We start from the raw sequence: 26376 nt of genomic DNA, 5'->3' as shown, positions 1-26376 counted from the left end.
GGGGTCGACCGCAGGGGTGGTGAATCGATCAAGGTCGGCCGACAGCGTCGACCGCGAATACTCAGCGGATCGCCGAGCATTGGCTCCTTGGGTTGACGGCGCGGAGAGACGCGCGCACGTCATCGTTCACGAATGACACGCCTGCGACCCTACGACGGAGGTCCGACAGAGGTCAAGACGTCGTCGGGCGTCCGCCCGGCGAACTCCGTCATCCACGCGCACCGCGGCTCTGCCACCGTGGCCACCGACGCCGCCGGCACCGCCACTGTCTCGATTTGGCGCGGCAGCACGGCCGGGATCAGCGGCTCGATCCGCCCCGGCTGCGCGTGCAGCGGGCCGGCGAGCGCCCATCGCTCCCCCACCTGGACGACCGCGAGCGGGTGCCCGTCTGCCGTCGCGACGCCGGCCTCGAACGGCAGCGCCGCGAGCAGCGCCGCGAGGGTCACCTGCACCTCTGCCTCTGACGCCTCGCGCGAGTGCAGCACCGCGTGCGGCGACCGGAGGTCGGTGCGGTCCGAGCGCCGCAGCAGCGACCGCAGGTTGGTCCGCAGCGCGACCACTGCCGCGTCGGGTTCGCTGTGCTGCTCAGACAGCGCCAGAGCGATCGGCCAGAGTCGCGGGTCGGTGGCGATGAGCGGACGAATGCTGCCGAGCAGCCGTTTCCGCTCACCCTGAAACAATCGCCGCACCCCGCGCGCGTGGCTCAGCACCGCGTGGACCTCGGGCAGGTCGCCCAGCAGCCGCACCGCCTCCTCGACGGGTGTGCCCGAACCCACACCCTCCGGGACGTCCGCCACGAGATTCGCGTAGCCGAAGTCGCCGTCCCGCGTGTAGAGGAACACGTCCGCCGCGAGCCGGCCCGCCGACCGCGCCGGCAGCACCAGGTCGATCGGTCCGGCCGCCGGCCTCGACGTGGCGATCGCCCGGCTGGCCCCGGTGTTGCTCAGCGCGGTCACACGTGCCTGCGCGTTCGACGTGCGATAGGTCAGCTCAAGATCCACCAGCGGTGCAACGTCGAAGTCCGCCCGCGAACCCACGATCTCCGCGAACCCCTCGGCCGACACGTCCACCCCTCGCGGCCGCGCGTTGATGCCGTCGGGCGACGCGAACCCGGCGGCCCGCGCCCGTCGCCAGAGCGAAGGCAGGTGCTCGCGGTGGTGCTGGGGTTGCAGCATCCGTTCCAGCATCCAGAGCAAGCGACCCGACCCGCGTTGCGGGTGCGGTGAGAGGTGCCACCACGTCAGCCGGCGGGCGAGGTCGCCGGCGACGGCGGGCGCCCAGGTGGAGGCGTCCGCGTAGCCGAGCGCTGCCACCCACGCGAGGTAGCGAGGCAGGTCTTCGGCCGCGCGGCGGAGCTCTGCCATCGACACGCCCACCGGCGGGTTCTCGCGGGTGCGGGCGGGCGCGCGCAGCACGAGTTGCGCGGCCGCCATGCAGACGCGCGCGCCGAACCACTCGCCGGCGCGGGCGGCGACCCGCGGCGACCAGCCCCGCAGCAGCTCGTCGACGTAGTCGGCGTGCGTGCGCTCGTTGACGGGTCGCTCGCGCAGCGACAGGGTGGCGGTCGCGACCGTCTGCAGCACGAGCTCCTCGGCTTCGTCGGCCGTCGCCGGAAGCGGCAGCGACTTCAGCGCGACCAGCAGCGCACCGGCCGACGCGACGTCGATCATGAGGCGCGAGGTCAGCACACCGATCTCGGTGGGAGCGAGCCGCCCGTCGACCTCGGTCGCGAACCCGCGACGCAGCAGGTCGTCGACCACCGAGTCGAGGTCGACCGCCGACCGGTTCTGCGCGAACGCGAGCGTCTGCGCGAACCACGACCGAGCGGTCTCGCGGTCGACGACCGAGCCGAGCAGCAGCTCTGCGAGCACCGCGTCGCCCAGCGCTGCAGTGATGCGGCTGTTCGCCGCGTATCCGTCGCTGAGCTTGAGCTTCCACGCACCCTCTTCGGCGCGCGGCACGAGCATGAATCCGAAGCCCTCGGGCTCCTGTCCCGCGCGCCCGGCCCGCCCGAACATCTGTTGGGCCTGGCTCACCTCGAGCGGCGTCATCCCGAGTTCGAGGTCGCGGATGATAACGAACTTCGCGGGCGTGTTCACGCCCGTCGACAGCCCTGACGTGGCGACGAGCACTCGCAGCTGCCGCGATCGGAACGCCTCCAGCGCCCGATTCGCGCGCGGTGCATCACGGAAATGGATGCCGACGCCCCGGCGAAAGCACGCCTCGACGAGCGCGTCGAGTTCGACGCCGAAGTGCGGCACCCCGGCCGCGCGTGCGGCGGTGCGGAGGACGGCGGCCTTGCTGCCGCAGAACACGACCGCGCTGGATCCCGGTGAGTTGTCTCCGGCCGTGCCGAGGTCGTCGCCGACCAGGCTCCGCAGGAGCGGCACGACCATCTCGTCCTTCGCGGACTCGTACTGCTCGCGCTTGCCCTGCGTCGGCGCGTCGTACGGAACGAGCTGCGTCGTCAGCACCGTCGGCCGCCAGGCCGAGCGCACGAGGTCGGCGTGGAACCACGCCGCCAGCTCCTCCGCGTTCGACACGGTCGCCGACAGCGCGACGATCCGCGTGCGCCCCTCGGCGACGCGCAGCCGTGCGATGAGCGACTCGAGCGTGGCACCCCGAGTCGGGTCGCCCACGAGGTGGACTTCGTCGATGATGAGGCATCCGATCCGTCCGATGACGTCCTTCAGCGACGCGCGCCGGTACAGCGCCTCGAACTTCTCGGTGGTCGCCACCCACAGCTGCGCCTGCCGCACCGCGTCGCTCGACATGTTCGTCTCGCCGGTCAGCTCGATGGTGCGGATGCCGTGCGCATTCCACCGCCGCACGATCTCGGCGACCTCCGCGGCGAGCGCGCGTGCGGGCAGCAGCCACACCGCCGGCTTGCCGTCAGACACGATGGACCGCAGCGCCGCGACCTCGCCGATCAGCGTCTTGCCCGAGCTCGTCGGCGCGACGACCATCACGTGCCCGCTCGTCGACAGCACCGCCGGCACCGCCTTCGACTGCAGCGGGTTCAGCCGGTCGAACCTGTCGAGGTACTTCTGCAGGGCCGGTGGGATGAGAGTGGATGCTGCGGTCCACGCCTCGTCGCCGTGCGCGACCGCGTTCGCATTGTCGATGAGCGACGTGAAGCCGAGCTCGACGGCGTCGGCCATCGCCGGGTCGGTGTGGAGGAACCCGGAGTTCTGGTTGCGGCCGATCTCGGCGGCGGTGAAGTTCATCGAGTGGGTGATCGCGACGTCGTCGCTGAGGACTTCCTTCTCGTGGATGTACCGGACTAGTACGACGGATACGTCGGCAGTGCGGAGTTCGCGGAGGATCGCGTCGTTCGAGGCCTCGGGGCGCAACAGCACCTTGACGTCGACGCCACGTCGGTGGGCGGCGAGCACTGCGTCGAGCAGGCGCCGCGCGACCGGGGAGGCATCCCACCACGGCACCTTGACCCACACGCGGGTGCGCGCGGACGCGATGGCCTCGGTGAGTGCCACGAGCAGGTCGGTGCCCTCACCGTAGTTCGACAGCCGTCGAGGCTCCCCCGCCGGCTTCACGCGCTCCCCCATGTCCGGGCCAGCGTACCCGGGCGCGCCGACACCGCCCCGCCGGCTCCGGGCGCGAGCGAGCGGTGCGAGACGAAACGCCGCGGCCCAGCGAGCAACTCCGTTCCCCGCGACATCCCATCCAATTCCCTACGCGCCCCGAACAACTCTCACAGCACGGCAGATCGCCGCTGGGAAAGAGAGGTCTCTCATGGGCTCGTCACCGAATCGCATCGTCGCCACGGTCTTCGGCGCCGTCTACCTCCTCGTCGGCCTTCTCGGGTTCTTCGTCACCGGTCCGGTCAGCTTCATCGCGACCGAGGGCGGGCTGCTCCTGGGCATCTTCGAGGTCAACCCGCTGCACAACGTCGCCCACCTGCTCATCGGAGCGGCGCTGCTGATCGCCGGCATCGCCGGCGCGCGGCCGGCCAAGATCGTCAACATCACGGTCGGCGCCGCGTACCTGCTGCTGGGTGTCGTCGGCTTCTTCCTCGTCGGCACGCCGGCGAACATCCTCGCGCTCAACGCGCCCGACCACTTCCTGCACCTCGCGAGCGCCATCGTGCTGCTCGGCGTGGGCCTGGCCGCCGAGCGCTCGTCGCAGGTCGCGACGGCGTGACCGCCATGACCGAGGCACCCACGACGGGGCGCATCAGCCGCGCCCCGTCGTGGGTGGCCGTGGCCGCCTGGGGCTTCGGGCTCGTCACGGTCGCACTCGGAGCCGCGGCGATCATGGCCGTGCAGGCCGACCCACTCTCGCGGGTGCTCGGTGCGCTGTCGGTCGCGGTAGGGCTGAGCGCCTTGGGGTGGGGCGCCACGAGCCTCTATCTCAACCGCACACCGACGCCGCGGGTTGCCGTCGCCATCCTGTTCGCCGGGGTGGGCCTCGCGGTGGCGCTGCTCGCGACCGCCCCAGGGCGTGCGAGCATCCTCGCGGTGGCTCTCCTGGTGGGGCTCGGAGTCACCGTGGCCTGCGGGATCGTGCAGGGCACGCGGCATCCGTCCCCGCGGTCGAGTCTGTGGGGCCTGATCGGCTCCGCAGCGCTGGTGACGCTCGTGGTCGTGCCCGCGCTCGGCGTCTGCCAAGGCGCGGCACTCCTCGACGCCGACGGCACGGTTCTCCCCGTCGTCACCCACGACGGACATTGACGGATGCCTCGGCCGCGCGTTGCCGAGAGGGCTCGGGGCGCGTCACATCTCGTCATCGCCCGACACGCTCCGACACTCACCGGCGATCCACGCACCCGGCGTCTAGCGTGGTGTCATCGCGGCGATCCGGGCGGTCCCGGGCACCGGTTCATACCCGGGTGCGTTGCGGGTTCGACTCCCGCCGTCGCGTCCACCGAAACGTGCGGGTCGTTCAGCGGCGCACAACATCTCCCGAGCCCGACACGCGCACATCCGTGCTCGGGTCGCCGGAGTACGTGACTCGGCCACTGCCCGAAAGGTCGACCGACAGGCTGGCACTCGCCGAGACATCGACCTCGCCCGCCCCCGAGATGGTGACGACGGCATCCTGCGCCTCGAGCCCTTCGGCGTCGACGTTGCCGCTGCCCTCCAGGTCGATGGAGAGCTCGGTGGCCGAGCCGGTCAGGGTGACGTCGCTCGACCCCGAGATGCGCACCTCGACGCGATCGGCCGCCAGGCCCGACCAGTCGACGTCGCCCGAGCCATCGATGTCGAGCTGAACGGTGCCGGCGACCGAGACCGTCGCCTCGACATCACCCGAGCCGTTCAGTTCGATCCGCTCCAACCGGGGCAGGGTCAGGTCGTACCGCACGTCGCCCACCCCCATCGTGAAGCCGGGAGTGGTGTCCAGCACGAGGGTGTCGTCGCTCACATCGGAGGTGAGGCGGTCCATCATCCCCTCCGGCGCGTGCACCGTGAGCGCCGGCTCCCCCTCGGACACGACGAGATCACCGGAAGTCTCGAGCACGACATGCGACACGTCGCTGATGTCGCGCTCCTCGCTGGTCTCAGGCCCGACGGGGATCATCAGCGAGCACCCCGACAGTGCGAGGACCGACGCCGCGATCACGACGGCGCCGGGCACGCGGCATCCGTTTCCGTTCATGAGTGATCCCCTTCCTCATCGCAGGCGTGCCGACAGGTCTGCGGGCGTCCTTCGACAGCGCCGCCGGAAGCAGGCGATGCCGCGGAGTGCCTGAGCGCTCCCCGTCGCGCCCACGTCACCATGATGGAAGACCGAGTGCGCTCGTGCCACCCCTGCGGAATCTGCCGAGGTGCTGACGGACGAAGTCGCCGAACTCGGCGAGCGAGAGGGTTCAGCCGAGGGCGACGAAACGGGCAGTGGCGCCGTGGAAGGTGCTCGCGGGACCGGCGTGCGCAGCGGCCGGAGCAACCGCCTGGGCTCGCGGCGTCTCGGAGGAACGATCGACCAGTCGGCGATGCACGACGCGACGATCTCCGCGCGGACGCAGGAGTGCACCGGCTCGAACGAGGACGCGGGCGGTGTACGAGGTCGCTGCTGCAGGATGCACCCCGGCGACAGCGACCGGCGGGACGGACGGAATGGCGAAGGGCTTGCGACTACGCGGCTTCGGCATGACTCTGACACTCGAAGCACGCGGCGGCGTAGGGGAGGACTTCGAGCCGCGCGGCGGCGATCTGTGCTCCGCACCGGGTGCAGCTCCCGTACGTGCCGTGGCTGATGCGATTGAGCGCCGCGGTGATCTGCTCGATCGCGATGCGGTGGGACGCCGCCGACTGGTAGGCGACAGGATCGACGCTCGGCAGAGCGAACGGCTCGAGCTCTTGGAGGACGGCCAGCCGTTCCTCGAGCTGCCGCTCGAGCGCGCGCTGCACGCCGGCGAGAGGGACGGGTTCGGTGGTTTCGATGGGCATGGATGCTCCTCGGGGTACAAAAAAGCGCCGCAGGTGCGACGCGGGGTGTGTCCGGTTGACCGATCGTTCGGATCGGTCATCACGGGGGCGCGACGCGACGGTTGGACTGCACGGACAGACCATCCGCGTGGCTTCGCCGGGGCGGCAGCACCTCGTGACGGGCGCCCGCGATGTCGACCACTGCCGTCACCACGGAGGCGTCGGTGAGACGCTCGGCGCTGTGAGGGTGGGTCATCGGGGTCATGGCCATCACCATAGCCCGCTTCCAGAAAAAGGCAAGTCAGCGGTTTTTTCTTCGCGCACCGACCCGAGTTGACTTTCCTCGGAAGACCGCTATGGTCATGGGTTCACCCGCCAGCCAACCAGGGGAAGCGAGTCCGCATGTCAGGCCGATCACCGCGAGCACGCGACACGAAGAAGGTCGCTCAGTCGTCGCCGAAGGAGAAGCGCGCCGAGAAGCGCGCGAGCCAGGAGTCACGAGCGTTCATCAAGCCACGCAAGGGCGCGTCCGGTTGACGAACGGCGCGGGCTCCTCGCGTGAGGAGCCCGCGTGGCGGCCTCGCCGTCCGAGCGCAGCGCTGCAGCGGCGCGAGGATCACACCGGTCGACGCGGGCGCCGATCGTCACCGGCGCTGGCCGGGCCGAGGCATCCTGTCGTTCCCGATCATCGCCACGCTGCCTCTTCTTCGCCCGCGCTCTCCCCCGGGTCGTCGGCATAGCCTCCGACGAGCCCGAGAAGGACTCGGCCCAGGGTGACCACGATCGCGTCCAGGTGGGCGGCCAGTCGGTTCATCATGTCTCCAGGCAACGCCGATGCTCACGCGGGCGGGAGTCCCTGAGCTGACGTGCCCTGGCAGGGCATCCCGGTCGACGGCCCGCCCGACCTACCCTGTGTGCATGGACGACCGTTCCGAGGTTCGCGAGTTTCTGAAGTCGCGCCGCGCCCGTATCGAGCCTGAACAGGTGGGTCTTCCGCGCGGTACGGATCGTCGAGTTCCGGGGCTGCGGCGGGGCGAGGCCGCCGCGCTGGCCGGCGTCAGCGTCGAGTACTACGGCCGCCTGGAGCGCGGAGCCATCGGCGGAGCCTCGACGGCAGTGCTCGACGGACTTGCACGGGCGCTCCAGATGGACGACGCCGAACGCGAGTACCTGTACCGCATGGCCGACCAGATGAGCCGCGGCGCCGCCCGCCGCACGCGCGCCGAGCCGGCGAAAGCGTGGCAGATGTCGCCGAGCATGCGGTGGCTGCTCGACTCGCTGGAGTCTGCCGTCGCGATGATCGGCAACGGGCGCACGGACCTACTGGCCTGGAACGCGCTGGGCGGGGCTCTGATGGACGAGATGATCACGAGCGCCACGACATCGCCGCCGAACTTCGCGCGCTTCATCTTCTTGGAGCCGGTCGCACGGCGGTTCTACCCCGACTGGGACGGCATCGCGCGCATCAACGTCGCGCAACTGCGCACCGAGGCCGGGCGCGATCCGCACGACAAGGCACTCCACGACCTCGTGGGCGAACTGTCGACCCGCAACGACCAGTTCCGGCGGCTGTGGGGACAACACGACGTGTGGCACCACGACAGCGGAGTCAAGCGCTTCCATCACCACCTCGTCGGCGACCTGACGCTGCACTTCGACGGACTGGACCTGGTCGGCGAGCCCGGCGTGCAGCTGACCGTCCTCACCGCGCCGCCGGGCTCGGCCGACCACGAAGCGCTGACCCTGCTCGCGGTGGCCTCGGCGAAGAGCATCGGGGGAATGGATGCTGCGCCCCCGGCGCCGCCCACGACGACGGGGTCGGCACCGCGCGGCGTCGAGCGGCCGTGAAGCGCAACATCCGCGCGTGAACCGCCGCGCCGACGGCCACCCGAAGCGCCCGCCGTTCAGAGCGCGGCGGCGGGGCCGAGCTCGGCGAGAAGCGGGGTCATCGTCGTCCACGTCGTCGGTGCGGCGACGAACGGAGCGATCCTGCGGTCCAGCTCGGCGAGCCCCGGGCTCTCGTCATGGCGGTCGAGGTCCGAGCGCGAGGCCCACTTCTCGATCAGCACGATCGTCCCGTCATCGGCGTCGTGGATGGCGTACAGGAGGCACCCTTCCTCGCGATGCACGTCAGGAACGTAGTCGCGCAGCGCCTCGATGAGGTCGCGCTCGGCCTCCGGCCGCGGCGTGAACACCGTCACGACCACGACTGCCTGCGTGTTCTCGGTCATGCTCGTTCCTCACCACCACCACGAGCGCCCGTGGAGCATGTCGCCGAAGTCCTCGGGCGCCCCGCGCCCGCTGTGCCGCGCCCCGAGGTAGCTGTCCACCACCGCGCGACCCAGGTCGTCCAGCTCGGGCGCGACCACGTGTCCGCCGGCCCGCCGCGCGAGTGCGTCGATGAACCGGGCCAGTCCAGGGTCCTCCCCCAGGCGGAAGAAGGTCGTCTGCGCACCCATCCGCTGCACGTTGTCGAGCTCGCGCACGGTAACCGCGACCGTGCGCGAATCCGGCGGGTACGCGAAGAACACGCTCCCGTCCGGCCTCAGGTGCGACGTGGGCTCACCGTCGGTCACGATCAGCAGCACCGGCTGCGCCGTCGGGTTCTTGCGGAAGTGGCGCTGTGCGAGCAGCAGCGCGTGCTGGAGGTTCGTGCCCTTGTCCCACACGGCGTCCTTCGCGGTGAGTTGCTCGATGTCGATCACCTCGGCGTGACGGGCGAACGCGATCAGCTGCAGCTTGTCGCCGCGGAACCGCGTCGAGATCAGGTGGTGCAGCGCGAGTGCAGTGCGCTTCATCGGAACCCAGCGTCCGTCCATCGCCATCGAGAACGATGTGTCCACCAGCAGCGCGACGGCGGCCTGCGTGCGCACTTCGGTCTCGACCACCTCGACGTCGCGCGTGTCGAGCCGCACTCCACCCGACACCTCTCCCCCGTCGAGCACGGTCCGCAGGACCGCGTTCGACACCGTGCGCGGGATGTCCCATGGCTCGGTGTCGCCGAACGCCCACTCGCGCGTCGACCCGGTGCGGTCGCCGGCGGCGCCGACGTTCCGCGTCTCACGACGGCCCGAGCGGCCCGACTGCCGCGTCGCGATGTCCCTCAGCAACGCGCGCCCCAGCTGCCGCATCGCCCGCGGGGTGAGCCTGAGCTGTCCGTCGGACGCGCGCTGCAGCATCCCGGTATCCCTCAGTTCCTGCTCGAGCTCGCGCAGCGTGCGCGCGCTGACGGCGGCGTCCTCGCCGATGAGCCGCTCGAGCGCGTCGAGATCGATGTCGTCCATGCGCGCGCCCGGGTACATCTGGCCGAGCTGGTCGGTCAGCGAATCGAGGTCGGAGAGGTCCTGCATGATCCCGGTCGCCTCGCCGAGCCCCGTCGGCTGGTCGCCCGAGAAGGATGCCGAACCCGACCAGTCCTCGCCCGGCCGGAGCGAACGCAGGTTGTCGTCAAGGCGCGACAGCGACTGCATGAGGTCGGGCGAGCCGAACGCCTGCTCGGCGAGGCTCAGCAGCTCGTCGCGCTGCTCGGGCGTCATCGAGTTGAGCATCCGCTGCGCCGCGGCAGCGCGCTCGGCGAGCGTGTCGAGCAGCTCGTCGAGGTTCTGCGGATTCTCGGGGAACTGATCCCCGTGCTTCTGCATGAACTCGTCGAAGTCCTCCTGCGTGTCGTCGCCCAGCCGGCGCTTCTCGAGGAGGTCGTTCAGATCGTTGAGCATGTCGCGGATCGCCTGGCGGTCGGCATCCGTCGCGTTCTCGAGCGCGTTCTTCATACCCGCGAAGCGCTGATCCAGCAGCTCGCGGCCGAGCAGCTCGCGGATGCGGTCGTAGTCGGCCCGCGCGGTCGGACTCTGCCAGTCGTAGTCGGCGAGGTCGTTGACCGCGGCGGCGGTGCTCGCGGGGAGGTTCTCGAGCCGCATCTCGGCGAACGCCCTGGTGTCGTCGTCGAGGTTGACATCGCGCACGAGGTGCTTGCGCTCCTCGAGCACAGCGTGATCGAGGAGCCGCTTGACCTCTTCGAGAGTGCCGTCGAGGCGGTGGCGCTGGGTGAGCTGGGCACGCCGCTCGCGCACTCGCCGGGTGAGGTCGTCGAGCCCGAGACGGTTGCGGTCGCCGCGGCGCAGGTACTCCTGCATCGCGCGCTCGGCGGAGGTTCCCGACATGACGTCGCGTCCGATCGCCTCGAGCGCGGACTGGATGGCGACGGGCGGCGCCAGTGGGTCGCCGCCGGCGTAGCGGCCGTAGCGGGAGGTGTGTGCGGGGGTGCGGTGGAACGAGCGGGGCATCACGTGCCTCCGCGTGACGTATCAGCCATAGACCGTCTCGCCTCCCGCACTGTCCTTGCCGATCTTCTTCTCGAGGTACAGCGACTCGAGCAGGAGCTCCAGTGCGCCCGCCCGCTCGCCGGGCGTCACCGCCGAAAGACGATCAGCCACCTGGTCGTACAGGTCGGACTCGCCGAGCACGGGCATCGCCGCCAGCACCTCGGCCGCGGGAACCTGCTCGCCTGTCATCACCGTCGCGCCGGTGTGCAGCGCATCCGCGAGGGCCCGCGAATCGAGGCCTCGCAGGTGCGCCCGCGCCGTGTCGGCCACGGCGGTGCGCAGCAGGTGCTCGAGGATCGCACGCTCGCGGCCCTCCTCCCCCGTTTCGAACTCGATCTTGCCGCCGAGCACGTCCACGGCCGTCTCGAGGTCGACCGGGCGCGCCACCGCGACCTCCTCGTGCTGGCGCGTCGCGCGGTGCAGGGCCGCCGCGGCGATGGTCTCGGCGCCGGCGATCGCGAACCTCGCGGAGACGCCCGCACGCTGGTCCACAGCATCCGATTCCCGAAGGTTGCGGGTGAAACGCGCCAGGATCTCGAGCAGATGCGCCGGGACGGATGCGACCAGGTCGGCCTCCTGGCGGATGACGGCGATCTCCTCGTCGATCGTGTGGGGGTAGTGCGTGCGGATCTCGGCGCCGAAGCGGTCCTGCAGCGGCGTGATGATGCGGCCGCGGTTGGTGTAGTCCTCGGGGTTCGCGGTGGCGACGACGAGCACGTCGAGGTCGAGACGCAGCACGTAGCCGCGGATCTGAATGTCGCGCTCCTCCATCACGTTCAGCAGCGACACCTGGATGCGCTCGGCGAGATCGGGCAGCTCGTTGATCGCGACGATGCCGCCGTTGCTGCGCGGCACGAGCCCGTAGTGGATCGTCTCGGGGTCACCGAGCGAGCGCCCCTCGGCGACCTTGATCGGGTCGACGTCGCCGATGAGGTCGGCCACCGATGTGTCGGGGGTGGCGAGCTTCTCGGCGTACCGCTCACTGCGGTGGCGCCAGGTGATGGGCAGTTCGTCCTGCAGTTCGCCGGCGCGGCGAATGGATGCTGGGGCAATCGGGTGGAACGGATGCTCGCCGAGTTCCGACCCCTCGATGACCGGGCTGTACTCGTCGAGCAGTCCGTTGAGACTGCGGAGGAGGCGGGTCTTGCCCTGACCCCGCTCGCCCAGCAGGACGATGTCGTGGCCGGCGAGGATCGCCCGCTCGAGCTGCGGGATGACGGTGGTGTCGAAGCCGTGGATGCCGGGCCACGGATCGCGGTTGTTCGCGAGGGCGTCCAGCAGGTTCTCGCGCATCTCGACGCGGACCGGCCGGTAGGTGTGGCCCGATGCGCGGAGCTCGCCGGCCGTGGTGATCGCGGGTGAAGGCGTCATGACCGCACGCTACGCCTGGTGCGCGGGTGGGTGGGCCGGATCGGAGGAAATTGCTCAGGTGGGCGGGGCGAGGCGTGTGGGGCCCGACTGGTGGGCGCGGCGCGGCCGTGCGATACCGCGGACGGCCAGGAGTGCGGCGAGCGCGGCGGCGATGATCCAGAGGGCGCCGTGCCCGATCCAGGCGAAGGCCGCTGCGCCGAGCACGGCGCCGACCGCGATCGACGCCCACATCAGCAGGTGGCGCTGCCACCCCGTGCCGGGGTTGCCGCGCATCGCGCCGACGAGTCCCTGCCCGACCTTCACGAGCGCGCCGGTCATGTACGTGACGCCGAATGCGACCTGGCCGCCCCGCGCGAAGACGGTGTTGAGGGCGCCCATCGCCAGCGCCAGGCAGCATCCCGTCGCCCATCGCCCGTCGAATCCGGCGAGGAGCGCGGCGGCGCACACGAGCACGAGGATCAGGAGCAGCACGCGCAGCTGCCCGCGCGCGCGATCACCGGGAACGAGCGTGCCGGCCATCACGCCCGCGACGAAGGCGGCGACCAGCGCGAAGGCGAATGCGGCGCTCTCGAGCGAGAGGTGCGACACCTCGACGCTTCCGCGGGTGGTGTTGCCCGTCATGAACGACACGAAGTAGCCGCCCAGGAAGACGAACGCGAAGCCGTCGACGTACCCGGCGAAGCCCGCGAGCACCACAGCCGCCGCGAGCCCCCTCTTGCTCAGCGCCCGCACCATGATTTCGAGCGTATCGACCGGGGTGAGCGCGGCCGCCCGACTCGAGACATTGCGCGGGCCCTGCACGAGCCCCGGGGCGGAGCGTGCCGTCCCGGGACGACGGGTGGGAGCCCCGCGCGAGCCGCAACTCCCACCCGTCGACGGCTCACTGCGCGGGGCTCACGCTCCCGAACAGCCGCAGCTCGGCGACGCCGAGGATCTGCCCGTTGACGAGGCGGACGTAGCGGTACGCAGTGTCGCCCTGCACCGCCCAGCGCTGCCACTCGAGCGTCTTCGCGGGAGCGGCCGGCGTGAGGCGCGTCCACGATTCGAGGTCGTTCGAGCCCTCCAGCCGCATGTCCGCGATGCGGGACGTGCCGTACCCGTCCTGCCGGACGAGGATCTCGGCTCCCGTGAGCGCGACGCGCTTGTCAGTGCCCAGGTCCCACACGTTGCCGTAGGTGCCGGCGTTCAGACGGGTGTCGGAGTGCGTCGTCGCATCGCCGTCGAACATCCTCGCGGTGTACTGGGTCCACGCGGTATCCACCGCTCCGTCCGGGCGGAGCACCCGCGCCGCGCGGAACGCGTCGTCCACCAGCCCGACGTCGGTCGACAGGAAGAGCTTCGATCCGTCCGACGTCGCAGCGATCGCATCGGCCGGCCTGCCGTCCGGGGTCGTGAAGCGGATGTCGAACGTGACCGACCCGCCCGCCGGTGCGCTCGCCGGGATCACCGCCGTCGCGACCCAGTCGCCCGCCGCCGACGACGTCACCTGGGCCGGTGCGCCCAGCACGGTGACGGCCAGGTCGGTGTTGCCCGCCGGCCCCGTCATCCGCACCTCCACCCGGTCACCGGGCACGACCCGGCCTGCCACACCGTCCGGCGATCCGAGCGAGACGGTGTCCATGACACCAGTCGCCTCACTGCGCACACCGTCGATCCGGATGTCGGCAATGCTCCAGATACCCGGGTACGCGGGGTCGGACGGCACGCCGGGCTCGTCCACCTGGAACTTGAGGAACCGGAACCGCTGGTCGCGCACGTCCGCGCGCACCGGGATCCATTCGACCGACGCATCCTGTCCTGCATTCGGCCGCTCGGTGAGCAGCGTCCAGGTCGCACCGTCTTCGGAGCCGTACACGTTCGTACCCTCGGCACGGTTGGGGAAGGTGTCGCGCGCCTGGAAGCCGAACGCCGACGACGCGACACGGAAGCCCGCGCCGAAGTCGAAGACGATACCGCTCACGCGCTGATCGCCCCACGACGTCTGGTTGTCGCCGTCCACGAGCGCGCCCAGCTGCGCCGGCGACAGCCCCGGTGCGGTCACGACGCCCGAGAAATCGAGCGTGCCGTCCGCCAGACGCGGGCTGAGCACCTCGAGCCCGTCGATCGCCTCCCCCAGCTGCTGGAGCAGCGCCCCGAAGGTCGCCGAGTCCGCGGTCTTGCGCACCTTCTTCGCCTGCGCATGCAGTTCTTCCACACGCTGCCAGGATGCTGCGGTGTAGCGCTCGCGCGTTCCCTCGATGCGGTCGAGCAGCTTGCCGATCGCGGAGGGGCGGTTGGGAGCGACGGCCACCGCCACCGGAAGGACGGAGACCGAGGCGTCGTCGGACGCAACGAGCACCGGTTGCGCGCTCCCCGATCGTGCAGGCGTCCAGCTTGCCGTGTTCCCCGAGATCGACATCCCCGCCGGAGCGTTCTGCAATTCGATGCGGGTCTCGCCTCCGGACGCGTCGGTCGTGGCGAATGAGCGCGTCCACGGTTCGCCTGCCACTGCCATGACGTCGACCGCCGGGGACTCCGCGAACGCCGGCGGGGTCAGCACGCCGTTCGCCTGCGCCAGCACACCGGCGACGTCGACCGCGGCGTCACCGCCGGTCGCCTTCACGAAGACGATGTTGTCGCCGACCGCGCCCGGCGTCTTGTCGAGATGCAGATCGACCCACGCATAGCGCCACTGCCCGCCGGTGCCGGGGACGACCACCTCGGCGAACGGCGCCTCGCTCGCTGTGCGGGCGAGTTCGAGGCGCGCGACGCCGTCGCTGCGCACCCGGATACCGACGAGGGAGGTCTTGCTGCGGTCCGACCACACCGCGCGCCGCACAGCCACCTGGGCGTCGTCGGTGGCGGCGTCGAGCCGCACGAATGCGGTGCCGTCACCATCCACGTCGGCGTGCGCTCCCGCGCCCAGCGGCTTCCCGAAGGTGCCGACTGACAGCTCTGCGCTCGGCGCGAGCGGCGCGGCCGCGCCCTCCACCTCGGCGAGTTGCGGCGGAAACGCCACCCAGTACTCGGCGCCCGTGTAGTCCGAGCCGCGGTCGTTCCAGAAGTTCTGAACGCCTGAGCCGTAGCGGTACAGCGGCCCGTCGCGGTGCTCGTAGAGTGCGGCGACGTGGGGGGCTTCTGCCTCGACGTCGACGCCGGCGACGTAGCGGTACTGCAGGTACGCCTCGCTGAGCGGATCCTGCAGTCGGCCGCGATACGCCTGCGAGATCGCGCCGCCCTCGTTCGCCGGGATGTACGGCACCTGTTCGCCCATCATGAAGGCGTCGAACGTGTCGGCGCCCGCGAGGATGCGGTTGTCGAGGAACCGGTACGGCGAGACCGCGTCCGCTCCGTCCGACACGGTGCCGGCAACGGGGTCGAGCGTCGTGCCCTGGTTGTCGACGAGGCGCGCGATGGCGACGAGCAGATCCACGTCGCCCTGCCCGTGGGCCTGGTCGCGCAACATCTCCATGTGCTGGACGAAGGACTGACCTGTGGTGTTGCCGGGTGCGTCCGCGGGGACCTCCCGGAAGATCGATGCGAGCGCCCCGTTGACGTCGCCGCCGTACAGGTCGTGCTCGCTCTCGTAGCCCGCGTTGACCGTGAACCACTCGACGCGCTCGGCGTACAGATCGGCGTCGTCGAGGAAGATCGCCGCGGCGACCATGCCGATCACCCCGTACAGGTGCTGGTTCCACAGCCGGTTCGGGGAGTACAGGAACGTGTCGAGCACGGGGCGCACGAGGTTGTCTTCGATGCGCTGCTGGTCCTGCGCAGTCCACCGCAAGTCGTACCCGCCGAGCGAGTCGCTGACCGGCTCGGTGCCCCGCAGCACCTCCGCCGCGATCAGCATGTAGTACAGCGGCACGCCGGTGTGGATGTGGGCGTCGGCGAAGTACGCGTACTTCGCCGGGTCGAGGCTGCTCCAGGTGCGCAGCACGTGCAGCGCATTGGCCCGGTACTGCTCATCGCCGGTCACGACGTACTCCAGCGCCTGGCTCATCGCTCCGAGGCTGTCGCGCAGCGCGCTGGAACGCATGCCCGCGCTCGCGTAGGCGTCGTTCTTCGGGGTGTCGGTGCCGGGCTGGGAGTTCTCTGCGCGGAAGTCGCGCGCGGCATACCGCGTCTGCGACATCGCCTCGTAGTAGCTCTTCCACGGGTCGACCCCGGCGAGCACCTGCGTGCGCATGTTCTCGAGGTGGTCGGCGGTGAAGCCGAGACCCGGGTGCGAGAACCCGGCCTCGCTGACGCTGCGGACGATCTCGGGTGGTAGGGGCGCCTCTTCGGCGGCTGCCGGCTGAGCGGCCACGAGGGCACCGCCGAGCACGAGCAGCCCTGCGGTGAAGGCCCCGACCACCTGGTTCAAACGACGTCGTCTTGCGATCTTCATCGATCTCTCTTCTGTGTCTGCGCCGTTCTCGACAACGGCGCGGGATGAGTGGATAGCGTTTGCCACTTAACGAATGCCACAACCGCGGGTTCGCGTCAACCCCGGATCAGGAGCGGTTCACGGCGTGAAGCGCAGACGCGCGGACGCGATATCCGCGGTCCAGCCACGCCCATCGAGGTCCTCGGCACGTACGCCGACGAAGAGCCCTGTGAACCGCAGGCGCGGGCCGTAGTCGTCCGACAGCGTCCACGCCGGATACGCGCCGGGAACAGGCGCCCACTCCCCTTCGGCGCCGGTCCACGAGAATCGGAGTTCCGGTCCGTTCAGCACGGCCCGCAGCCGCAGCGGTCCCTCCGGCACCGCCACCGCAGCCGATCGCGTCGTCGTCGAGCCGTCGCGCCGCACCACGCGCAGGTGGCGGCCGTTCTCGCGGTCATGCGTGACCTGCAGCCAGATCCAGCCCGACCTGTCGTACCAGGCGATCGGCCCGACGGCCTCGCGCGGTGAGCGAGGCTCGGCGTCGACGACGACCTCGAACTCGGTGCGGTGCTCCTCGACGCGGGTGAGGATCATGGATTGATCGAACACGGATGCTGCGGAGTGGCCGCCGCGCAGCCGCAGGCGTCCCGGTCGCCCGGTCAGGTCTGCCACGTGCGGCGGCAGCGCGGCGCGCAGCGTCGACCACCGCGCGGAGTCGAGCACCGGCCCGTCGAACTCGTCGACCCACTCACGGACGCCGGCTGCAGCATCCGTCTCCGTCATCGCGGCATCCGCCCCGTCCGTCGCGGCACCCACGGCGACCTCGACCGCCGCGTGATGTCCGCCATGGGCGAGCCGCAGCCAGCCGTCGGCGTCGAACGCGACGCGCTGCAGACATGTCTCGCGCCCGAGAGTGCTGTACCGCTCGCCGAGGTGCAGAGTCGGGCGGCTCGCCAGGTGCGCGAGCAGCCAGTCGCCCTCCGGAGTCTGCACGAGTTCACCGTGGCCGGCCTTCTGCAGCGGATGGCCCGGCGCATCGCGCGTCGTCAGCACGGCCTCGCGCGGGTCGCGCTCGTACGGCCCGAGCAGGTCGCGCGAGCGCGCGAGCGTGATGCCGTGGTTCCAGCCGGTGCCGCCCGCCGCGATGAGCAGGTAGTACCAGTCGCCGAGGCGGTAGAGGTTGGGACCTTCGACGAGTCCGTCCTCGCGGTAGATGGTGATGGCGTCGCCCGTCGTGCGCCGCTCGTCGGGCAGGTACTGCTCGACGACGAGTCCCGAGAACGACGGGTGCTCGGGTCGCTGGTCCCACTGCACGCCGACGATCCAGTGCCTGCCGTCGGGGTCGTGGAAGAACGAGAAGTCGAAGCCGCGCGAGCCCAGATGCACCGGCGCGCTCCATGGCCCCGTCACCGCGTCGGCCGTCACGAGGTAGTTGTCGATGTCTTTGTCGTCGCCGTCCATCGACCGGACGATCGAGTACGCGAGCCAGAACTTCCCCTCGGCGTGCGACAGGCTCGGCGCCCACACTCCTCCGGAGTCCGGAATGCCCCGAAGATCGAACCCGTCGTCGAGCGCGTGGCCGATCGTGGTCCAGGTGGCGAGGTCGGTCGAATGATGCAGGCGGACGCTGGGGTGGAACTCGAACGTGCTCGTCGCGATGTAGTAGTCCTCGCCTACGCGCAGGATCGACGGGTCGGGGTTGAAGCCCCGCAGGACGGGGTTGTTGATCACGGCCATGACCGGGTGCTCCTCGGCGGACGGACTCAGGACAGGGATGCGGGCGGCGGCGCCGTGACCGAGGCTGCGGGGTGGGCGAACGGCTCGCCCGCGACGAACCGTTCCACCTCGGCGGTCGCCGCCTCGCCGAGACGTCGCAGCTCGACGCCCATCGAGCCGGCCAGATGCGGCGTCAGGAACACGTTGGGGAGCGAGTACAGCGGGTGCCCCGGCTCGAGCACGTCAGGCTCGGTCACATCGAGCACGGCGCGCAGCCGGCCGGCCCGCAGCTCGGCGATCAGGGCGTCCTGGTCGATGAGCGCGCCCCGCGCGGTGTTGATCACCGTCGCACCGTCACGCAGCGCCGCGAGCACGTCGCGCGAGATCATCCCGATCGTCGCGGGCATCTCGGGGGCGTGGATCGAGAGGATGTCGCTGCGTCGCGCAAGCTCCGCGAGGTCGCCGACGAGCTCCACGCCGAGCGCCGCTGCCGTCTGGGGCGTGGCGTACGGGTCGTACAGCAGCACTGTCACATCGCTCGCGGCGAGTCTCGCGATGACGAGCGTGCCGATCGCCGACGCGCCGACGATCCCGACCGTGGTGCGGTACAGCCCGGCACGCGGGGCGGCCACCTCACGCGCGATGAACCGCTGCTCGGCGCCGTAGCGGCGCGAGAGCCAGAACGCGTCCTTCGCGGCGAGCGTGATCATCGCCTGCGTGAACTCCGCCACGGGGATCGCGTTGGCGGCGCGGGCGGACGAGACATGGATGCCGCGTGCCGACGCCGCTTCGTCCAGGAACCCGATCCCGCCGCCCCAGTGCACGATGGCGCGCAGGGCCGGCAGCGCGTCCAGCTGCTCCGCGCCGAGTCGCACGACGCCCCAGCCGGTGAGGAGCAGCTCGATGCGGGAGGCGTCGCGAAGCTCGTCGAGAGAGGTCGCAGCATCCGTCATGTCGATGTCGAGGGTCTCGGAAAGTCGCCGCGTCTCCTGCTCGCTGAAGACGAACGGCACCAGGTCGGGGTCCATCAGCAGTGCGGCCCTCATGCTCTCAGCTCCTCGATGCTCCAGGCGTCGCGCCACTCGAGGCGGACCTGCCCGTCCTCGATGCGAAGCGGAAGCCAGACCGCGGCGGATTCCGCGAGGTCGTCGGGCGCCCAGCGGTCGCCGATGTAGACGAATGCGTCACCGACGGGGGCGACGACACTCACCTGGGACTCGAAGGTGTTCGTGCCGGGCGGCGCGATGGTGCGCCAGTCGTCCCAGGGCCCCGACAGGCTCGTCGCGCTCGTGTACATGTTGTCGTTCATGCTCCACCCGGTGAGGTCGGAACCGAAGAGCCAGTAGCGGCCGTCGTGGCGCACCAGCGTCGGCGACTCGTACCCGATGGCGGGGTTCGCCTGCTGCCGAAGCGTCGCCACGATGCCGTCGACGCCGAGGTGGTCCTCGCGCAGGCGGTAGAGGTGCAGGCCGTGATCGCGGTCTTCCGACAGCAGGTACCCGACGCCGTCTTCCTGGAACACGCCGATGTCGCGGCTGAGGTTGCCGAGAGGCCGCTCGCTGCGGACGTACTCGTACGGCCCCTCCGGGCGGTCGGCGACGGCATAGCCGACCCGGGCGTACGCGTAGTCGCCCGTATCGATGTGCAGGAGCATCACCCACCGGCCGTCGGGCCGCTGGAGCACCTTCGGTCGCTCGACGATGCGGTCCGCGCCGATGTCTCCGGCGCCCGCGGTGAGGGCGTCGCCCTCGAACCTCCACGTGGCCAGGTCGGGCGAGGAGTAGCACGCGACGGCCGAGAACCGGTCGCCGGCCGTCTTGTCCTCACCCCACGCGTACCAGCGGTCGCCGATGCGCTGCAGCCCGATGCCGTGCAGCTGCGCGGTGCGCCCGCGGTCGTCGGCGAACGTGCGGCCGGGCCGGATCACCGCACGCTCAGCCATGGTGCACCCGAAGCACCCGGGCGCCGAGCCCCGCCGGCGTCGCCACCGCACACCCAGCTTCGGTGGGCTGCAGCCGCCAAGCGCGACCGTTCACCGCGTCGGCGGGGAAGAGCACATCGACCTCGCCGTGCACCCCGGGCAGCTCGAATGCGGTGGCCGCAGCATCCCGATCCCATACGAACAGCAGATCGCCGTCCGTCGTATGCAGTCCGAGGCATACAGTCGCCGCATCCCACGTGGGCAGCCCCAGGGGCCAGAACGGCACCGCGTCGGTGAGCTGGTCGCGCAGGCCCTTGTGCAGCGCGACCGCCTCCGCGATGCGCGCCCGCTGCGCGGGACGCAGCTCATCGAGGAACCCAGAGAGGTACAGCCGGCCGCTGAGTCCGCTGACGAGCGTGAACACCGTCTCCTCGTCGCTCATGTCGCGCGCCGGATAGGCCCAGTTGCCGCACTGCTCGGGAAGGATCGACATCGGAGCGGACGCGGCGACGGGCGGGTAGAGCCGGTAGTCCTGCTGGTCGCTCGTCGACTGCAGGTGGGTCACCGCGAGCAGCGCGTAGTCGGCGCGCATGGCTCCCGAGCTGCAGTTCTCGATGCGGAGCGCGGGATGCCGCTGCTGCACCCGCTCGAGCCAGTCGCGGAACGCGCGCGTATGCGCGAGCAGGCCGTCCGCCGGGGTCGTGGCGTGATGGTCGGTGCCCGCGCCCGGGTTGATGTTGTAGTCCAGCTTGAGATAGCTGATGCCGTAGTCGGCGACGAGATGATCGACCGTCGCATCGAGATGCGCACGCGCGGATGGATGCCGGAAATCGAGGTGGTACCGGCGATCCTCCTGCACGCGTCGGCCGAACCGCTGGAAGAACGCCTCGTCGGGCAGCTTCGCGGCGGGACTGTCGATGCCGACCACCTCAGGCTCGAGCCAGAGTCCTGCCTCCATGCCGAGCGCGAGGATCTCGTCGATCACGCGCCGCAGGCCGCCGTCGGCGAACCGGGTGGACGCCTCGCGCCACTCGCCGACCGTCGACCACCAGTCTCCGATCGCGGGATCGGCGAACCAGCCCGCGTCGATGCAGAAGACCTCGACGCCCGCATCGGCCGCGCGCCGGATGAGCGGCAGGAGCTGCTCGGTCGTCGGCTGTCCCATGAGGGTGTTCATGAAGTCGTTGTAGACGACCGGGAGGTCCTGGTCGCGTGCCGGACCGCGCAGCCACCGTCGGTACCGGGTCAGCTCGGTGATGGCGCCGTCGCGCGCCGCGGGCGATGCCGCGATCGCCACAGGCACGACGCTGAAGGTCTCACCCGGCAGGAGCTCGTGCGCGAACTGGTGCTCGAGGTCGGTCGGGCCGAGCAGCGACAGCACGCCCCCGTCGCGCGTCTGGCTGAGATCGGCGTGCCACCCGGCGCTCGTCTCGATCTGCCACGCCAACGCCTCGCCGTCTTCGCGTGCGAGGTAACCGCACGGCACGTGCTCGCCGCTCGACCACGCGCCGTGGCTGGTGACGGCCGCGTGACCGCGCGCATCCTGCCCGTGCAGCGCCAGCGCGATGTCGGGAAGCAGGCTCCGCAGCGACGTCTCGCTCCAGCGGTTCTCGGCGAGCCACTCGCTCGCCGCGGTGCCCCACACGACGTCGTCCAGGTCATCCTGCGAGCGGCCGAAGCCGACCGTCGCCGACGACACCGCAGTCAGCACGACCGTGTCGCGCCCGCCGTTGCGCACCTCGTGCTCGACGCGGACGGCCCGTGCTCCCAGCGGGGCGGTGACCGTCGTGCGCACCTCGATCCCGCTGACTGCGTCCGTCTGCACGACGATCGCGCACGACGCCTCCTCGTCGGTCGTGACCTCCGAGCCCTGCACACGCAGGCGCTCACCCAGCGCCGATCGCCAGTACGCCTGGCTCGTCCGGGCGCGCTGCTCGACGGCGGTGAACACCTGGACGAGGCCCACGCCCGGACGGCCGGCATGCGTCGACGTCGGAACGCTCAGCGAGGCGGGTGCATCGCCCGACCAGCGCAGCTCGAACGCCCCGACCCGGGCGCGGAAGTCGGTGGGCGCGGATTCCCGGTCCGCGGCGAGGGTCGCGGACATGGTGGTGGAAGCGGCGTCGGTCACGGAGTGCGTCTCGTCTCGTCGATCAGGGGAAGACGCAGAGCGTCGTTGCAGATGTGGATCCCGGCGCCGAGAAGCGCGGGCAGGAACAGCGCGAGTGGCGGGCCGACGACCGGCAGCAGGAGCGCAGCGACACCCAGGCCGGTCAGCAGCAGCCAGCTCAGGACGACGTGCGGGCGACGGGCCATGACCTTGGCGGCCGCGGTCGCCAGCGCAACACCGCCGTGGTCGTCTTCGGCCGCGGCGGCGAGCACCGATACGGCCACGAAGAAGGCGAAGGATGCTGCGCCCGCCGCCGCGACGAACAGCAGCATCGCGTCGGAGCCGCCGAACAGCGCGAAGTCATATGCGAGCAGGAGCACCACCGCACTCGCTGCGATCACAGCCCACGCCAGGGAGCGGCATCCACTCGCGAACGACCTCCAGAACAGACGGCCGCCTTGCGCCTCGCCACGATCGGCGAGCAGGCGCCGCGTGCTCCTCAGCAGCGCGTACATCGCGGGCACGAGGGGCAGCAGGGAAGCTGCTCCCAGCCAGATCGCCAGATGCGTCGACTGCCAGCCGACCAGGGCCGAGAACGCGAGCGCAGGGCCGAGGCATCCGATGAACGACACCGACACCACGAAGCCCTGGAAGATCGTGAGAGCCGTCCCGGCCACGGGGCCGTCGAGCGCGAGGACCGCCCGCACGCGTGCGCCGGCGCCGGTCGTGCGCGATGTGTTCGACACGCTCATCCCTTCACCGCCCCTACCGACATGCCCTTGATGAAGTAGCGCTGGAACGCCGCGAAGATCGCGACCGAGGGGATGATGGCGAGGATCGCGCCGGTGTAGATCAGCTGCCACTGCGACGTCAGCAGGCCCACCATCCGGTTGATGGCGACGTTGATCGTGCCCGCCGACGACGAGTCGAGGAACACGAGCGGGATGAAGAAGTCGTTCCAGAGGCCCAGTGCCTGGATGATCACGAACGCCGAGGTCACCGGGAGCAGCATCGGGAAGACGATCGACCAGAACGTCCGCAGACGCCCGGCGCCGTCCACATGGGCCGCCTCCTCCACCTCGATCGGGATGCCCTTGATGAAGCTGCAGTACAGCAGGATGCCGAAGCTCGCCGCCCCGCCGAGATGGACCAGGATGACGCTCGTGAGCGTGCTGTACAGCCCGACCTCGTCGAAGCCCTTCACGAGCGGGATCATCCGCACCTGGAACGGGATCATCAGCCCCGCGATGAACAGGATGTAGAGGAACCGCGAAGTGCGACCGCCGATCCGTTCGATGCCGTACGCGGCCATGGGCACGATCGCGACCAGGAGCACGACGGTGGCGACCGTGATGATGAGCGTGTTGAGGAGCGCCTCGCCGTAGTCCGTCTGCTGGAACAACTGGACGTAGTTGTCGAGCGTGAACCGGGTGGGCAGGCCCATCGGGTCCACCGTGATCTCGGCGTAGGAGCGGAACGAGTTCAGGAACGCGTAGATCACGGGGCTCGCCACGATCAGTACGAGCACGGCCAGCACGACCATGACGACGATCTGGCCCGCGGTGAGCTTCTTCGGCTTGGTCCGCTGCCGCCGCGGCTTCTGCGGCGGGGCGACGAGCAGTTCGGTCTCGGTGCTCATGCCTGGATCTCCCTCTTGCGCATGTAGGCGTTCGCCGCGACGGTGCTGACGATCACCACGAGGAACAGCACGATCGCAGCGGCGCTGCCGAAGCCCGCGCGGTACTCGCCGAACCCGACCTTGTAGATGAAGAACGCCATGGTCTCGCTGACGAAACCCGGCCCGCCGGCGGTGAGGACCATGACCTGATCGAAGATGGTCCAGCCCGCGATCATCGCCAGCGTCATGTTGACCGTGACGGCGCCGGCGAGCATCGGCCACGTGACGTGCCGGAACACCTGGCGGCTGTTGGCTCCGTCGATGCGCGCCGCCTCGGTGAGCTCCTGCGGCACGGACTGCAGATTCGCGAGGTAGATGAGCGTCGTGTTGCCGCCGAGCGTGAAGCACGTGATGAAGAGGATGACGCCCACCACGATCGAGCTGTCGCCCAGCCAGTCGCGAGCCCACTCGGGGAAGCCGGCGTCGCGCAGGAAGGTGTTCACCGCGCCGAAGTTGTAGTTGAGGAGGTACTTCCACACGGTCGCGAGGATGAAGCCGCTCACCAGCGCCGGCAGATACACGGCGGTGCGGAAGAAGCCCTGCCACCGACCGACCTTGTCGAGCATGAGCGCGACGCCGAGCGAGATCGCGTTGATGATGACAGCCGAGCCGAGGCCCAGGATCAGCGTGTTCTTGACCGCGTTCCAGAACCGCCCGCTCGTCAGGATCTCTTCGTAGTTGCGGGTGCCGATGTAGTCGTAGTCGGGACTGATGCCGTCCCAATTCGTGAAGCTCAGCTGCAGGGACTGGATCGAGGGCACGATCACCATCAACAGGTAGACGATCAGCGCCGGAGCGACGAAGCCCAGCATGACCCACCGCGCGGTACGGAACCGCCGCGTGCGGCGCTGCTCGCGCTCGGGCCCGGCCGGCACGAACGACACGTCGTCGGGAACGCCCTCCGGTGCTCCGTCGAGCGGGCCGCCGCCGCTGAGGCGGACGGCGGCACCCACCACCTGGGTCTGCCCCTGCGATGCACTTTGATCTGTCATGGAGACCTCCTCGGCTCCTGGTCGCGGTGCCCGGGCGCAACCCGGGCACCGCGACATCCGGTGTGGATCAGCCTGCGGCGACCGTCTTGTCGAATTCGGCCTGCACCTTGGCGATGGTGTCGTCGATCGACGACTGCCCGTCCTGCATCTCGATCCGCGCCTGGCGGAAGAAGGTGTTGAAGCCGCTGAACGTCGAGAGGTCGGAGACGTTCTCGTACCAGACGAGGTTCGGGCTCTCGAGCAGGGCGAAGTAGTCCTCGGCGCCCGGGATCGAGGTGTTCCGCTCGATCTCGTCGGCCGCGACGATGTTCGGGGCGAGCCAGCCGTTCGCCTCCATCAGGTCGGCGGTGTCGACCTGGTAGAAGAACTCGAGGAACTCGGTCGCCGAAGCGTACTCGTCGTCGTCTTCCGCCGCCTGCGACGAGATGGCGAGGCCGCCGGCCGTGTCGCCGTTGACGGCGTTCTTCAGCACGTTGATCGAGCCGTCCTCACCCGGGACGATGAAGAGTCCGGCGTTGAAGTCGGGATCGACCTTGTGGATGTCGTTCAGGCGCCCGATGCCCGCGGACGACGTCGCCATGACGGCCATGTCGTTCACCAGCAGCGTCGTGGTCTGCGCGTCGGCGGTGGACTGCCAGCCCTGGAGGACGTACTCGTTGGTGATGTCGAGGAGCTCCTGCAGCGGCTCGCGAAGGTCTTCGATCGTGGCGTCGCCGTTCTGCGCGGCCGTCCAGAACCCGCCCTCGTCGCCCCACTCGGCGAAGTACGGCGAGGCGAGCTGCTTCCACAGCTGGTCGCTGGGCCAGACCTCGGCCGCCGCGGTCGCCAGGGGCTCGTCGCCGTTGGCCTTGATGTCGGCGAGGAGGTCCGTGAAGTCGTCGTACGTCTCGGGGACCTCGAGGTCGTTCTCTTCGAAGTAGTCCTTGTTGTAGACGATGTTCAGTCCGATCTCGCCGTTGAGCGCGCTGTACGGCACGGTGTAGACGTTCCCGTCTTCGGCCGAGCCGACCGCCTCCGGCTCGATGAGCTCGGTGACCGACTCGGGGATCGGCGCGAGCTTGCCGGCGTTGATGTACGTGAGGGTGTCGCGCATGTCGACGACGGCCGGCCAGTTGCCCGTAGCATCCATCGTCTTCAGCGCCGTCGCGTAGTCGCTTCCCGCCGGGAGCGGGTCGAGCTGGACGGTCGTCGTCTCGCTCTGCTCGTTGAAGGCCTCGACGACGGCGTCGACCACCGAGTTCCAGGTCTCGTCGCCCGTGGCGTAGAGGAAGCGGATGGTGGTCTTCTCGGCGGCGCCGGCGCCATCGCCGTCGCCTCCCGAGCTGGTGCAGCCGGTGAGCGCGAGGGCCGCTACGGCGACACCCGCTGCGCCCGCGAGCCAGGCAGAACGGCGTCGCTGCGCCCCTGCCCGCGTCGTTGCGTCGTGCATGTGATCTCCCTTGATTCGTGCCGGAACGATTCCGTCATCGAGAGAGTACCTCAAAGTGGACAACGTTTGCCACCATTTGTGGAAGACGCTTTCCAGCATGCTC

General features: G+C 70.2%; 21 protein-coding genes and 1 tRNA gene. 4 read left to right on the top strand and 18 right to left on the bottom strand.

The features are described from left to right. Window positions 1-149 precede the first annotated feature (149 nt). Window positions 150-3566, bottom strand: a complete 3417-nt coding sequence (locus ACFC1I_RS19050; protein WP_376013043.1) for a DEAD/DEAH box helicase — start codon at window positions 3564-3566, stop codon at window positions 150-152. Between the two features lie 187 nt (window positions 3567-3753). On the opposite strand from ACFC1I_RS19050, the gene ACFC1I_RS19045 reads away from it, so the two are divergent. The 3 genes from ACFC1I_RS19045 (at window position 3754) to ACFC1I_RS19035 (ending at window position 4884) form a co-directional block, all read left to right on the top strand. Beyond that, window positions 3754-4161, top strand: coding sequence for a DUF4383 domain-containing protein (locus ACFC1I_RS19045; RefSeq protein WP_376013040.1), 408 nt, complete (start codon window positions 3754-3756; stop codon window positions 4159-4161). Window positions 4162-4166: 5 nt separating this feature from the next. Further along, window positions 4167-4691 carry a hypothetical protein gene (locus ACFC1I_RS19040; protein WP_376013038.1) on the top strand — a complete coding sequence of 175 codons (525 nt, stop codon included), beginning with the start codon at window positions 4167-4169 and terminating at the stop codon, window positions 4689-4691. A gap of 117 nt (window positions 4692-4808) precedes the next feature. Continuing rightward, window positions 4809-4884, top strand: a tRNA-Met gene (locus tag ACFC1I_RS19035). Between the two features lie 18 nt (window positions 4885-4902). On the opposite strand, the gene ACFC1I_RS19030 is transcribed toward ACFC1I_RS19035, so the two are convergent. The 4 genes from ACFC1I_RS19030 to ACFC1I_RS19015 form a co-directional block, all read right to left on the bottom strand. Next, on the bottom strand, window positions 4903-5616 hold the full coding sequence (locus tag ACFC1I_RS19030) for a head GIN domain-containing protein (protein ID WP_376013035.1): 714 nt from the start codon (window positions 5614-5616) through the stop codon (window positions 4903-4905). Window positions 5617-6092: 476 nt separating this feature from the next. Then, entirely contained in the window at window positions 6093-6407 is a 315-nt protein-coding gene (locus ACFC1I_RS19025; RefSeq protein ID WP_376013032.1) for a TraR/DksA family transcriptional regulator, read from the bottom strand. Window positions 6408-6486: 79 nt separating this feature from the next. After that, window positions 6487-6651 carry a hypothetical protein gene (locus ACFC1I_RS19020; protein ID WP_376013029.1) on the bottom strand — a complete coding sequence of 55 codons (165 nt, stop codon included), beginning with the start codon at window positions 6649-6651 and terminating at the stop codon, window positions 6487-6489. Window positions 6652-7071: 420 nt separating this feature from the next. Further along, window positions 7072-7203, bottom strand: coding sequence for a hypothetical protein (locus ACFC1I_RS19015; RefSeq protein WP_376013027.1), 132 nt, complete (start codon window positions 7201-7203; stop codon window positions 7072-7074). Window positions 7204-7304: 101 nt separating this feature from the next. Here ACFC1I_RS19015 and ACFC1I_RS19010 point away from each other — a divergent pair, with 101 nt between their 5' ends. Further along, window positions 7305-8234, top strand: a complete 930-nt coding sequence (locus ACFC1I_RS19010; RefSeq protein WP_376013024.1) for a helix-turn-helix transcriptional regulator — start codon at window positions 7305-7307, stop codon at window positions 8232-8234. 56 nt (window positions 8235-8290) lie between these two features. Here ACFC1I_RS19010 and ACFC1I_RS19005 read toward each other — a convergent pair whose 3' ends face one another. From ACFC1I_RS19005 to ACFC1I_RS18945, 13 genes are all read right to left on the bottom strand, one after another. Then, on the bottom strand, window positions 8291-8617 hold the full coding sequence (locus ACFC1I_RS19005; protein WP_376013021.1) for a putative quinol monooxygenase: 327 nt from the start codon (window positions 8615-8617) through the stop codon (window positions 8291-8293). A gap of 9 nt (window positions 8618-8626) precedes the next feature. Further along, window positions 8627-10669: a VWA domain-containing protein gene (locus tag ACFC1I_RS19000; RefSeq protein ID WP_376013018.1), complete on the bottom strand. Its 2043-nt coding sequence runs from the start codon at window positions 10667-10669 to the stop codon at window positions 8627-8629. A gap of 21 nt (window positions 10670-10690) precedes the next feature. Then, on the bottom strand, window positions 10691-12079 hold the full coding sequence (locus ACFC1I_RS18995) for an AAA family ATPase (protein WP_376013016.1): 1389 nt from the start codon (window positions 12077-12079) through the stop codon (window positions 10691-10693). A gap of 54 nt (window positions 12080-12133) precedes the next feature. Beyond that, window positions 12134-12814, bottom strand: a complete 681-nt coding sequence (locus tag ACFC1I_RS18990; RefSeq protein WP_376013013.1) for a YoaK family protein — start codon at window positions 12812-12814, stop codon at window positions 12134-12136. Between the two features lie 145 nt (window positions 12815-12959). Then, window positions 12960-16448 (bottom strand): alginate lyase family protein, encoded by a 3489-nt coding sequence (locus tag ACFC1I_RS18985; RefSeq protein WP_376013011.1) that lies wholly within the window; start codon window positions 16446-16448, stop codon window positions 12960-12962. A 117-nt stretch (window positions 16449-16565) separates the two neighbouring features. Continuing rightward, window positions 16566-18164, bottom strand: coding sequence for a glycoside hydrolase family 43 protein (locus tag ACFC1I_RS18980; protein ID WP_376013009.1), 1599 nt, complete (start codon window positions 18162-18164; stop codon window positions 16566-16568). A 26-nt stretch (window positions 18165-18190) separates the two neighbouring features. Continuing rightward, window positions 18191-19189, bottom strand: a complete 999-nt coding sequence (locus ACFC1I_RS18975) for a hydroxyacid dehydrogenase (protein ID WP_376013007.1) — start codon at window positions 19187-19189, stop codon at window positions 18191-18193. Continuing rightward, complete coding sequence (locus tag ACFC1I_RS18970) at window positions 19186-20085, bottom strand: family 43 glycosylhydrolase (protein ID WP_376013004.1); 900 nt, start codon at window positions 20083-20085, stop codon at window positions 19186-19188. The genes ACFC1I_RS18975 and ACFC1I_RS18970 overlap by 4 nt, the downstream gene beginning before the upstream one ends. Continuing rightward, window positions 20078-22195 (bottom strand): glycoside hydrolase family 36 protein, encoded by a 2118-nt coding sequence (locus ACFC1I_RS18965; RefSeq protein ID WP_376013002.1) that lies wholly within the window; start codon window positions 22193-22195, stop codon window positions 20078-20080. Before ACFC1I_RS18965 ends, ACFC1I_RS18970 begins: the two co-directional genes overlap by 8 nt. After that, window positions 22192-22920, bottom strand: a complete 729-nt coding sequence (locus ACFC1I_RS18960) for a hypothetical protein (protein ID WP_376013000.1) — start codon at window positions 22918-22920, stop codon at window positions 22192-22194. The genes ACFC1I_RS18965 and ACFC1I_RS18960 overlap by 4 nt, the downstream gene beginning before the upstream one ends. Before the next feature lie 2 nt (window positions 22921-22922). Then, the gene (locus ACFC1I_RS18955) at window positions 22923-23813 is read right to left on the bottom strand and encodes a carbohydrate ABC transporter permease (protein WP_376012997.1); all 891 of its coding nucleotides are present in this window, start codon (window positions 23811-23813) and stop codon (window positions 22923-22925) included. Next, window positions 23810-24844 (bottom strand): carbohydrate ABC transporter permease, encoded by a 1035-nt coding sequence (locus ACFC1I_RS18950; RefSeq protein WP_376012994.1) that lies wholly within the window; start codon window positions 24842-24844, stop codon window positions 23810-23812. The genes ACFC1I_RS18955 and ACFC1I_RS18950 overlap by 4 nt, the downstream gene beginning before the upstream one ends. Before the next feature lie 67 nt (window positions 24845-24911). Then, window positions 24912-26273 carry an ABC transporter substrate-binding protein gene (locus ACFC1I_RS18945; RefSeq protein ID WP_376012991.1) on the bottom strand — a complete coding sequence of 454 codons (1362 nt, stop codon included), beginning with the start codon at window positions 26271-26273 and terminating at the stop codon, window positions 24912-24914. Window positions 26274-26376 lie beyond the last annotated feature (103 nt).

It is taken from the genome of Microbacterium sp. NPDC056044 (assembly GCF_042267145.1).
Lineage (GTDB): Bacteria > Actinomycetota > Actinomycetes > Actinomycetales > Microbacteriaceae > Microbacterium.
The sequence above is the reverse complement of the archived record's forward strand: the minus strand, read 5'-3'. Positions and strand labels throughout refer to the sequence as shown.